The following is a 9,091-nucleotide window of genomic DNA, read 5'->3' on the forward strand; positions in this document are numbered from 1 at the left end:
GTTCTCTAAATCTGCTCGTCTTCATAAAAATCTCCTCGATCATAAAGCCCGAGAAAATTCTACTTTTGAAGCCCGTTAATTGACGGGGGATTACCGTCTACAAGACGGCGACGATTTCGAAGTGGCTCGACGGGGCAACAAATCTCGCAAAGACATCGAGCAATTATTACTGGATGGGGTGCATCGAACCTCGCGCCGATCTTGAAATGAAGGATTCGGGATCCGTCGGTTCCTCCGGTCTCAGCGACGATTCACCCATATCGAAACCTTTTGTTCCAATGGACAGCAATGATGGATCGGGCAAAAGCTTCTGCCCTCCACCGATTACACCTCTGACCGCTGACATAAACTATCTTCAAGATGTCATCTCGAACATGACATCGCAGGGCTCAACGAGGCTGGACGCCGGAATCGTCGGTGGTTGGTATACGTTGTCGCCCAAATGGCGGACCGCCTGGGATGGGACCGCGCCGGTGGACTACGGAGGCAATACGAAGAAAATTCTCGTCTTCATGACTGACGGACAGATGAACGTGAAGTACGGCCCGACTGAAGCCGACAAACTCGACTGGATCTGCTACAATGATAGAACAGACGGTTGTAACGACATTGCCGTGGATGCATTCCTGAAGACCTGCGCAAATGCGCGAGCAGCTCAAGCTATGCACTGAGCGCATCAACAGCAAGCATCAAACAGATATATACAAATATATCGAAAGACATCGTCACGGCTATGAAATTGAGGTTAACGAAGTAGAGTATGAAAACGGATGGATTGAACTGATGGGGTTGTCTAATCGTAGCCGGGGCGTCAATAGAAAGTTTTGGGGAAGCATCGCTCTGGCGGGTGCATCGTTGTCTTCGCGGTCGACATCAGGCGCCGCATGATGGAGCTACGCAGCACGAGCCTTCAATGTGGACGACGCATTTAGCTGAGACAGCGATGCAACTCCATCAACGGAATGGCTCGGCTCATGTCCCAGCAGGGACGCTTCAAGCGCTCAGTTATTGACCGCTATCAGATACTATGCCGCCGCGCCCTTCAACGAGGATGAATTGGTGTCTGGTAGAATGCGCCTCAAGCTGCTGCAAAGGAAATATGATGACCTTAAGCGATCTTTGTCTGTTATTGACTTTCTTGACGAGTAGAGGCGCTTTCTAGACGCCTCTACCCAAAGTTGTCTGGGCTCGCATTTAGTGCGAAATCATCACATGGCGGACCGTCGTGTAGTCCTCTAGGGCATACGTCGACATGTCCTTGCCATAGCCCGACTGCTTCATGCCGCCATGGGGCATTTCGTTGCAAAGCATGAAATGCGTGTTGATCCAGGTGCAGCCATAACGCAGCTTGGCGGCGGTCTGCATGGCGCGCGAGATGTCTTTGGTCCAGACGGAAGAGGCGAGGCCGTAGTCGCTGTCGTTTGCCCAGGCGACGGCCTGATCTGCATCTGAGAAACGGGTGACCGAGACAACCGGGCCGAAGACTTCGCGGCGTACGATTTCATCGTCTTGCGTCGCGCCAGCAATGACGGTCGGGGTGTAGAAGAAACCCTTGTCGGAGCCCAGCTTGCCGCCGGTCACGACTTCCATGTGCTTGTGTTCGGCGGCCCTCGTGACGAAGCTTTCGACGCGGTCGCGCTGGCGCTTGGAGATCAGCGGGCCGATTTCATTGTCGGCATCATCGGCCAGGTTGAATTTGATTGTCGAGACGGCGGATGCGAGATCGGCAACGAAGCGGTCATAGATCTTGTCGCTCGAATAGATGCGGCAAGCGGCTGTGCAGTCCTGGCCGGCATTGTAATAGCCGAAGGTACGGATGGCCGCGACGGCTGCATCGATATCGGCATCGTCATGGATGATTACCGGGGCCTTGCCGCCGAGTTCGAGATGGGTGCGCTTGACGTTCTTAGCCGCGGCGGTCAGCACCTTCTTGCCGGTCGCAATGTCGCCGGTGATCGACAGCATCTGGATCTTCGGATGGTTGATCAACGCGTTGCCGACGCTTTCGCCACGGCCGAGCACGACATTAACGACGCCCTCGGGCAGGATGTCAGCCATGACTTTTGCGAGCTTCAGCGCCGTCAGCGGCGTCTGTTCCGACGGCTTGAAGACGATGGTGTTGCCGCCGGCAAGCGCTGGTGCGAGCTTCCAAGCCATCATCATTAGCGGATAGTTCCAGGGGGCGATGGAGCCAACGATGCCGATCGCGTCGCGGCGGATCATCGAGGTGAAGCCCGGCAGATATTCTCCCGAGGCCGGGGCCTGTAGGGTGCGGATTGCGCCTGCGAAGAAGCGGTAGCAATCGACGATGGCAGGGATTTCGTCATTCAGCACGGCATTGATCGGCTTGCCGCAATTGAGGCTCTCCAACGCGGAGAAACCGGTGGCGTCCTTTTCGATCGCATCGGCAATGGCGAGCAGGTAACCGGCACGCTGGCCGGGTGTCGTCTGTGACCACGAGACAAAGGCGCCTTCGGCGGCATCCACGGCCGCTTCGACTTGGGCGACTGAAGCTTCCGGCAGATCGATGATGACCTCGCCGGTCTTCGGATTGAGGATCTTTTCCTCCGTTTCCGAGCCGGCTTCGAAACTCGCGCCGATCAGCATCCGTGTGTCAATCTGGGCCATCATGGCGTTCTCCCTATTTGTTTGATGGTTCATTTGCCGCTTCCGGCAATCTGGTCTGCGTCGCGGGTCATGTAATAGGCCGCTAGGATCGGCAGGAAGGTGACGATGACGACGACCATGGCGACGACATTGGTGACCGGGCGCTGGCGCGGGCGGATCAGCTCTTCCAGCATCCAGATCGGCAGGGTCGATTGCTGGCCGGCGGTGAAGGTGGTGACGATGACCTCGTCGAAGGACAGCGCGAAGGCAAGCATACCGCCGGCCAGAAGTGCCGTTGCGATGTTCGGCAAGATCACGTGGCGGAAGGTCTGAAGCCCGTCGGCGCCGAGATCCATCGAGGCCTCGATCAGCGAGCCGGAGATGCGGCGGAAACGGGCGACCGCATTGTTATAGACAACCACGACGCAGAAGGTGGTGTGGCCAAGGATGATCGTCCAGAAGGAAAAGGGGATGTCGCCCATTGAGAAGGCCGAGCGGAGCGCGATGCCCGTGACGATGCCGGGAAGCGCGATCGGCAGGATGACGAGCAGCGAGACCACTTCCCGGCCGAAGAATCGGGTGCGGGCCACGGCGGCTGCGGCAAGCGTGCCGAGCACGAGCGCAATGGCCGTCGCAATGGAGGCAACTTTGACGGAAAGCGTCAGCGCCTCCCAGATGTCAGGCCGGTTCCAGGCGACGGCGAACCACTTGGCGGTGAAGCCCGGTGGTGGCCACTGGAAACTCTTTTCCTCCGCGGTGAAGGCATAGACGAAGATAAGCAGGATCGGCAGATGCAGGAAGGCAAGGCCGAGACCGGCTGCTAGCTTCAGACCGAAGCCGGAGGATTGGGAATGGCTAGAGCGCATCGAAGGCTCCCAAACGTTTTGCAAGGGCGAGGTAGAGGCCCATGATGACAATCGGCACGACGGAGAAGGCAGCGGCGAGCGGGATATTGCCGGCGGTGCCCTGCTGGGCGTAAACCGCCTGACCGATGAAGAGCCGTGACGTGCCGACGATCTGCGGGATGATGTAATCCCCCATGGTCAGCGAGAAGGTGAAGATGGAGCCGGCGACGATGCCGGGCAGGGCGAGCGGAAAGAGCACGTAGCGGAAGGTTTGCCGCGGATCGGCACCGAGATCGCCTGACGCTTCGACGAGATTGCCGGGCACACGCTCAAGGGCCGCCTGGACCGGCAGGATCATGAAGGGGAGCCAGACGTAAACGAAGACGATGAAAGTGCCGATATAGCTGATGGAAAGGGAATTGCCGCCGATGACGGGAATGGCTAGTAGGCCGTCAAGCAGCCAGGTCAGATACAGCTTGGCGAAGAGCCAGGTGAGGATGCCTTCCTTGGCCAGGATCAGTTTCCAGGCATATACCTTGACGAGATAGCTAGACCAGAGCGGCAGCATGATGCCGAGATAGAAGACGGCCTTCCACTTTCCCTTGGCAAAACGCGCGGCATAGTAGGCGATGGGAAAGGCGATGGCGGCAGAGGCGAGCGTTACGGCGGCAGCCATCAGGAGGGTGCGCAGGATGATGTCGAAATTGGCTGGCTGCAGCAGCTGGCCGTAGGTCACCAGCGTGAACTCGTAATTGATCAGGCCGGAAAACTCGTCGATCGAAAAAAAGCTCTGCAGCAGGAGCGCGAGCAGCGAGCCGACATAGACGATGCCGAGCCAGAGCAGGGGCGGGGTCAGCATCAGGAACAGCAAGAGGCCGGGCTTGCGCCAGAACAGGTCTGACAGCCTGCCGACGGCGCCCTGTCGGCCGGGGAGGACGGCGGTCTGGGCAGATGCGGTCATGCCGCATCCTCCATGGTATGCAGATCCGCCGGTGCCCAGGCGATGAGCACGGTCTCGCCCTCCTGCGGCGCGGGCTGGCCGGCAGGCAGGGACAGGGCAAGCGGCGCAATGGCCGTATCGACGAAGAGTTTGGTCGAGGCGCCGAGGAAGCTCGTCGAGCGCACAGTGGCATTGACACCGCCTTCGGAAACGAGGCGGATCGCTTCCGGCCTCAGGCTCGTCCAGCGGGCTTCGCCGCCGAGCGCCTGCATCGCCTGCGGGGCAATCACATTGGAGGAGCCGACGAAATCCGCGACGAAGCGGGTTTTGGGCCGGTTGTAAATGTCGTGCGGCGTGCCGGTCTGGACGATCTTTCCGTCGTTGAAGACGGCAACGCGATCGGCCATAGAGAGGGCTTCACCCTGGTCATGGGTGACGAAGACGAAGGTGATGCCGAGCGCCCGTTGCAGGCCTTTCAACTCTTCCTGCATCTGCTCGCGCAGCTTTAGGTCCAGCGCGCCGAGCGGTTCGTCGAGCAGGAGCACCTTCGGCTTGTTCACGAAGGCTCTGGCAAGCGCCACGCGCTGCCGCTGGCCGCCGGAAAGCTGGCCGGGCTTGCGGGTGCCATAACCGGGCAGCTTGACCATTTCGAGGGCCTGTTCGGCTGCGCGGTGGCGCTCGGCCCTGCCCACGCCCCTGATCATCAGGCCATAGGCGACATTGTCGAGAATGTTCAGATGCGGGAAGAGGGCGTAGTCCTGAAAGACCGTATTGACATTGCGTCGGTAGGGCGGCACGCCGACGGCGGACTCGCCGAAGATGTCTATCTCCCCCGATGTCGGCTGTTCGAAGCCCGCGATCAGGCGAAGGCAGGTTGTCTTGCCCGATCCCGAAGGCCCAAGCATGGCGAAGAATTCGCCGGGGGCCACGGTCAGATCGACGGCATCGACGGCTTTGACGGTGCCAAAATGGCGCGACACCTTGGAGAAGGAGACGGCTGCAGTCATGGAAAGGCTCCAACGTTGTTATTGGCCCCTCATCCGCCTTCTGAGCTTGTCGAAGGTCGGCACCTTCAACCCAAAAGTGGGGAGAAAGGCACCCTTCCGCTGGCCTCGCAGAGCGTCGGCTGGCAGCATTCAGAGCGGTGGTTCGGGGCAAGTTCCTCTCCCCGTTCACAGGGAGAGGGTTAGGGTGAGGGGCCAGATGCCCATAGGGGTTGCTTAGCGGCCGCCGATGACGCCTATGTAGTCGGATACCCAGCGGTGATAGGGCACGCATTCGCCCTGGCTGCATTTCGAGGTCGGGGTGCGCCAGAACTTGATCTTGTCGAAGTTCTCGTAGCCATTGGTCTTGCAGCCTTCGTCGCCGTAAAGCGCATTGCCCTTACAGGCGGCGGGAACAGACGGCACGGTGCCGAACCAGGCGGAGACGTCGCCCTGAACTTTGGGCGAGAGCGAGTGCTCCATCCACATATATGCGCAGTTCGGGTGCTCGCTGTCCACATGCAGCATGGTCGTGTCGGCCCAGCCGGTGACGCCCTCCTCGGGGAAGGTGGAGTCAATCTTGGCGCCTTCGGCCTTCATCAGGTTGACCTGGAAGGGCCAGGAGCCGGAGGCCGCGACGCCTTCGTTCTTGAAGTCGTCGATCTGGATCATGGCGTCGTGCCAATAGCGGCCGACCAGCTGGCGCTGGCCACGCAGGAGGTCGAGCGCCGCCTTATACTGGTCCTCGTTCAGCTCATAGGGGTCCTTGATGCCGAGTTCGGGTTTGTGGGCCATCAGGTAGAGGGCGGCATCGGCGACATAGATCGGGCCGTCATAGGCCTGGACGCGGCCTTTGTTGGACTTGCCGTCGGGAAGGTGCATCTCCTCGAACACGACCTTCCAGCTCGTCGGCGCCTCGCCCTTGAAGACATCGGTGTTGTACATCAAGACATTAGCGCCCCAGACATAGGGCGTGCCGTAATGGACGCCGTCCTTGGTGTGCCAAGGCGCATTCTGCAGGCGCGCGTCGATGGTCTTCCAGGAGGGGATGAGATCGGGGTTGATCGGCTGGACGCGCTTGCCGGCCACGAGACGGAGCGATGCGTCGCCCGAGGCGGTGACGAGGTCGAAGCCGCCCTCGTTCATCAGGGCGACCATTTCATCCGAGGTGGCGGCGGTCTTCACCGAGACCATGCAGCCGGTCTTTTTTTCGAATTCGGTGACCCAGTCAAAATTCTTGTCGGTTTCGCCGCGCTCGATATAGCCGGCCCAGCTGACGATGGAGAGCGCACCTTCACCGGCTCCGAGGGATTGCAAGGGCTCCCGGGCGACGGCGGCGGTGGTCATACTGAATACAGAGGCTAGGACAGTGCAAGACTTCAGAAGAGATTTCATCGCGAGGTCTCCCGGTTGTGAGGGCCGCTTTATGCGGCTTTATGTTCCCAGAAAGAAGGTTGCCGCGAATAAGCCGCATTCGCAAATTCATTCGACAGAATGTCGAATTCGGTTTTTCCGATGGCGGAGAGTTTTTCTGCTGGTTCTTTGCGCTATCCCGCATCCGGCTGGACGCCTGCGGCCGCGTTCACCGTACCCGCCCACTCCGGCTTGCTTCGGCAATTCCTACAAAATCCCGCGCCGATTGGGACAGGCTGGACCCCTTGCGCCAGACCATGCCGACCTGCACTACGGGCAGAGCGCCTGACACATCGCGGCTCTCGATCCGGTCACCTTCCAGCGACCAGGGGCGATAGACGAGATCGGGCAGAAGAGCGACGCCTGCACCGGTCGCGACCAAGCTGCGTACGGCTTCCACCGATCGGGTTCGGAACGCGACATGCGGGCGGGCGCCTAGCGCCGAGAGGAGTTTGCCGGTGTTTTCTTCGATTTCGTCCACCGTGAGCATGATCAGCGGTTCGCGTGCGATATCCTGGACCGAGATGATAGCGGCTGATACCAGCGGATGGCCGATGGGCAGCCAGAGGCGGTAGGACGAAGTTTCGAGGATCTCGGCCTGCAGCGCCATGCGGTCGCGCAGGTTGGAGATCACCATGACGGCGACATCCAGTTCGCCGCCGATCAGCAGATGTTCGAGATAGGAGCCGTTGTCCTCGATGGCGCACACCTCAACGCCCGGGCAGGCACGGCGGTAACGGGCGAGCAGATCGGAGAGGACGTAACCTGCAACAAGGGAGGTCACGCCGATGTTCAGCGTGCCGCCGGTGCTTTGCCGGGTTTCGGCAAAGACATTGCGGGCATCCGAAACGTCGGCCAGGATTTTCGTGGCATGACGGAGAAACTGGTGGCCGTTGTAGGTGATGGTCAGGCCGCGCGGATGGCGCTCAAAGAGCTCGACCCCGAGGTCCCCCTCGAGTTCCTTGATCGCTTCGGTCACGGAAGACTGTGAGATCAGAAGGTTCTGGGCGGCGCGGGTCACCGATCCCTGTTCGGCAACGGCGACGAAATACTGCAACTGACGGAGGGTGAAGGCCATGAGCTTATGAAGCACGGCGCCCGGCTAGAGGCAAGTTGATCGGCTCTGTTGCAAAAATTTGTTTGATGGCGGAAAGAGCGCTGGTGAATTTCCTTGAGACTTTTGATGAGCAATTTCAAGCGGCGCCACTTTCAGGGCGAAGGGCCCGCGAGAGACGCGATCTCCAGATCTCTCATGCTCGGGCAATTTTCGCCAACAGACTCATCGCCTCTGAGCGCAGTTCGCGATGATGGCTGGAGGTGATGTCGTGGCGCGGAATGTGGAACAGGTTGGCAATCGGGTCATGGATGGAGACGAAACGTTGTACATGGCGCGGTGACTTGAAGCGCTTCATGATCCGCTCTCGCCGCCGGACCAGCTAGTGCGAATTCTCCGCCCGATTATTTAACCCCTTGGGGGACCGATGCTCGACACCCGGCATGATCTCTCGCTTTGCTGCGCCGTAGGATCGCAGCCTGTCTGTGATCATCGCCCGCGGCGATCGTCCCTGGCCTTTCAAGAGCTTGCGCATCAGGCGCTTGGCGGCCTTGGCATTTCGGCGGTTTTGTACGAGAACGTCCAACACGAAACCGTCCTGGTCAACTGTGCGTCACAGCCAATGTTTCTTGCCGCGGATTGAAACAACGGCTTCATCGAGATGCCACTTGTCCCCAAGTTGACCGGATGATCGACGACGGATCTCGCGGACAAAGGGTGCGGCCGAATTTCTCCGCCCACAGCCGGACGGTCTGATGCGAGACAATGATCCCGCGGGCAGCTAGCAAGTCCTCGGCCATTCGCAGGCTCAGAGGGAACCGGAAATAGAGCCCACGGCGTGAGCAATGATGTCACCGGGAAAGCGGTGTCGGCGATATAGCGGATCACGGTCTGTCATGCCCCGTCATTCGCACATCAAATTCCACATTCCGCTAAGTTGACGATGCCCGCAGAACTATTACGATGATCTGGAAGCCCGTTTCGGCCTGATGCCGGATTTCGTCAATCAGCGGCGCGACCTCAGCATTCTCTACGATCGTGACAATGACGGGGAACATTTCCAGCTTTACAGCCGCACCTTCGGCGAAGGTTTCTTCGGGCTTGTCGCAAACATATTCGGAGCTCGCGCTTATCCCCTAAGCATCCTCATTTTCATGCTTTGTTAAACTTTCTGATTCCGAAGAGGCGCGCAAGCAAATCGTTCTGGTCGTTGACAGTCCAGCCGCCGGAAAAGCCGAAGCCTTTCCTC

At 59.5% G+C, this 9,091-nt stretch carries 8 protein-coding genes and 2 pseudogenes; 2 read left to right on the forward strand and 8 right to left on the reverse strand.

The window, feature by feature from the left end; translation table 11 throughout:
• Positions 1-374: 374 nt before the first annotated feature.
• Complete coding sequence (locus tag MUU53_RS22450) at positions 375-671, forward strand: hypothetical protein (protein WP_247262838.1); 297 nt, start codon at positions 375-377, stop codon at positions 669-671.
• Entirely contained in the window at positions 643-888 is a 246-nt protein-coding gene (locus MUU53_RS22455; protein WP_247262839.1) for a hypothetical protein, read from the forward strand. The genes MUU53_RS22450 and MUU53_RS22455 overlap by 29 nt, the downstream gene beginning before the upstream one ends.
• Before the next feature lie 306 nt (positions 889-1,194).
• Here the strand turns inward: MUU53_RS22455 and MUU53_RS22460 are convergent, their stop codons facing one another.
• The 8 genes and pseudogenes from MUU53_RS22460 to MUU53_RS22495 form a co-directional block, all read right to left on the reverse strand.
• Positions 1,195-2,619 carry a gamma-aminobutyraldehyde dehydrogenase gene (locus MUU53_RS22460; protein WP_247262844.1) on the reverse strand — a complete coding sequence of 475 codons (1,425 nt, stop codon included), beginning with the start codon at positions 2,617-2,619 and terminating at the stop codon, positions 1,195-1,197.
• 38 nt (positions 2,620-2,657) lie between these two features.
• Complete coding sequence (locus MUU53_RS22465; RefSeq protein ID WP_247262840.1) at positions 2,658-3,473, reverse strand: ABC transporter permease; 816 nt, start codon at positions 3,471-3,473, stop codon at positions 2,658-2,660.
• Positions 3,463-4,413 carry an ABC transporter permease gene (locus MUU53_RS22470; RefSeq protein WP_247262841.1) on the reverse strand — a complete coding sequence of 317 codons (951 nt, stop codon included), beginning with the start codon at positions 4,411-4,413 and terminating at the stop codon, positions 3,463-3,465. Before MUU53_RS22470 ends, MUU53_RS22465 begins: the two co-directional genes overlap by 11 nt.
• Positions 4,410-5,399, reverse strand: coding sequence for an ABC transporter ATP-binding protein (locus MUU53_RS22475; protein ID WP_247262842.1), 990 nt, complete (start codon positions 5,397-5,399; stop codon positions 4,410-4,412). Before MUU53_RS22475 ends, MUU53_RS22470 begins: the two co-directional genes overlap by 4 nt.
• Before the next feature lie 213 nt (positions 5,400-5,612).
• Positions 5,613-6,770, reverse strand: coding sequence for an ABC transporter substrate-binding protein (locus MUU53_RS22480; protein WP_247262843.1), 1,158 nt, complete (start codon positions 6,768-6,770; stop codon positions 5,613-5,615).
• 187 nt (positions 6,771-6,957) lie between these two features.
• The gene (locus MUU53_RS22485) at positions 6,958-7,866 is read right to left on the reverse strand and encodes a LysR family transcriptional regulator (protein WP_247262845.1); all 909 of its coding nucleotides are present in this window, start codon (positions 7,864-7,866) and stop codon (positions 6,958-6,960) included.
• Positions 7,867-8,038: 172 nt separating this feature from the next.
• Positions 8,039-8,740 (reverse strand): annotated as a pseudogene (locus MUU53_RS22490) (IS6 family transposase).
• A gap of 254 nt (positions 8,741-8,994) precedes the next feature.
• Positions 8,995-9,091: pseudogene (locus MUU53_RS22495) on the reverse strand (IS6 family transposase); the annotation flags it as partial.

Source organism: Affinirhizobium lemnae (genome assembly GCF_022968395.1).
Lineage (GTDB): Bacteria > Pseudomonadota > Alphaproteobacteria > Rhizobiales > Rhizobiaceae > Neorhizobium > Neorhizobium lemnae.

What these genes read in the sequence shown, in the direction of transcription:
- MUU53_RS22450 (WP_247262838.1), top strand. Translation starts at nt 375, where the DNA reads ATGACATCGCAGGGCTCAACGAGGCTGGACGCCGGAATCGTCGGTGGT.
- MUU53_RS22455 (WP_247262839.1), top strand. Translation starts at nt 643, where the DNA reads ATGCGCGAGCAGCTCAAGCTATGCACTGAGCGCATCAACAGCAAGCAT.
- MUU53_RS22465 (WP_247262840.1), bottom strand. Translation starts at nt 3,473, where the DNA reads ATGCGCTCTAGCCATTCCCAATCCTCCGGCTTCGGTCTGAAGCTAGCA.
- MUU53_RS22470 (WP_247262841.1), bottom strand. Translation starts at nt 4,413, where the DNA reads ATGACCGCATCTGCCCAGACCGCCGTCCTCCCCGGCCGACAGGGCGCC.
- MUU53_RS22475 (WP_247262842.1), bottom strand. Translation starts at nt 5,399, where the DNA reads ATGACTGCAGCCGTCTCCTTCTCCAAGGTGTCGCGCCATTTTGGCACC.
- MUU53_RS22480 (WP_247262843.1), bottom strand. Translation starts at nt 6,770, where the DNA reads ATGAAATCTCTTCTGAAGTCTTGCACTGTCCTAGCCTCTGTATTCAGT.
- MUU53_RS22485 (WP_247262845.1), bottom strand. Translation starts at nt 7,866, where the DNA reads ATGGCCTTCACCCTCCGTCAGTTGCAGTATTTCGTCGCCGTTGCCGAA.